The sequence below is a fragment of the Colwellia sp. C1TZA3 genome, assembly GCF_007954265.1.
In the GTDB taxonomy this organism is placed as follows: domain Bacteria; phylum Pseudomonadota; class Gammaproteobacteria; order Enterobacterales; family Alteromonadaceae; genus Cognaticolwellia.
In genome coordinates, this window is sequence record NZ_VOLS01000133.1 from 1 (window position 1) to 1,407 (window position 1,407).

A 1,407-nucleotide genomic window follows, 5' to 3' on the forward strand; every position below is an offset into this window, starting at 1 on the left:
TTGGGGTTGTATGGTTAAGTGACTAAGCGTATGTGGTGGATGCCTTGGCAGTTAGAGGCGATGAAGGACGTGTTAATCTGCGAAAAGCTTTGGTGAGGTGATAAAAACCGTTATAGCCAAAGATATCCGAATGGGGAAACCCACCCAACGTAAGTTGGGTATCATTAAGTGAATACATAGCTTAATGAGGCGAACCGGGAGAACTGAAACATCTAAGTACCCCGAGGAAAAGAAATCAACCGAGATTTCCTTAGTAGCGGCGAGCGAACGGGAATTAGCCCTTAAGTGGTTTGTAAGTTAGTGGAATCTACTGGAAAGTAGAGCGATACAGGGTGATAGCCCCGTACACGAAAATAAACTTATCATGAAATCGAGTAGGTCGGCACACGTGAAACGTTGACTGAACATGGGGGGACCATCCTCCAAGGCTAAATACTCCTAACTGACCGATAGTGAACCAGTACCGTGAGGGAAAGGCGAAAAGAACCCCTGTGAGGGGAGTGAAATAGAACCTGAAACCGCATACGTACAAGCAGTGAGAGCTAGATTGAGTCTAGTGATTGCGTACCTTTTGTATAATGGGTCAGCGACTTATATTCTGTAGCAAGGTTAACCGAATAGGGGAGCCGTAGCGAAAGCGAGTGTTAACTGCGCGTTTAGTTGCAGGGTATAGACCCGAAACCCGGCGATCTACCCATGGGCAGGTTGAAGGTTGAGTAACATCAACTGGAGGACCGAACACACGTATGTTGAAAAATGCGGTGATGACTTGTGGGTCGGAGTGAAAGGCTAATCAAGCCGGGAGATAGCTGGTTCTCCCCGAAATCTATTTAGGTAGAGCCTCGCACGAACACCATTGGGGGTAGAGCACTGTTAAGGCTAGGGGGTCATCCCGACTTACCAACCCTTTGCAAACTCCGAATACCAATGAGTGATATGCGGGAGACACACTACGGGTGCTAACGTCCGTTGTGAAGAGGGAAACAACCCAGACCGCCAGCTAAGGTCCCAAAGTACTAGTTAAGTGGGAAACGATGTGGAAAGGCATAGACAGCTAGGAGGTTGGCTTAGAAGCAGCCATCCTTTAAAGAAAGCGTAATAGCTCACTAGTCGAGTCGGTCTGCGCGGAAGATGTAACGGGGCTAAACTAGTCACCGAAGCTGCGGATTCAATCTTTTAGATTGAGTGGTAGGGGAGCGTTCTGTAAGCCGTTGAAGGTGAGTTGTAAAGCTTGCTGGAGGTATCAGAAGTGCGAATGCTGACATGAGTAACGATAAGGGGAGTGAAAAACTCCCCCGCCGAAAGACCAAGGTTTCCTGTCCCATGTTAATCAGGGCAGGGTAAGTCGGCCCCTAAGGCGAGGCGGAAACGCGTAGTCGATGGGAAACAGATTAATATTTCTGTACT

At 48.3% G+C, this 1,407-nt stretch carries 1 rRNA gene; it reads left to right on the top strand.

Going from position 1 to position 1,407, the window contains the following annotated elements:
• Window positions 1-12 precede the first annotated feature (12 nt).
• Window positions 13-1,407: ribosomal RNA gene (locus ESZ39_RS17455) — 23S ribosomal RNA — on the top strand; the annotation flags it as partial.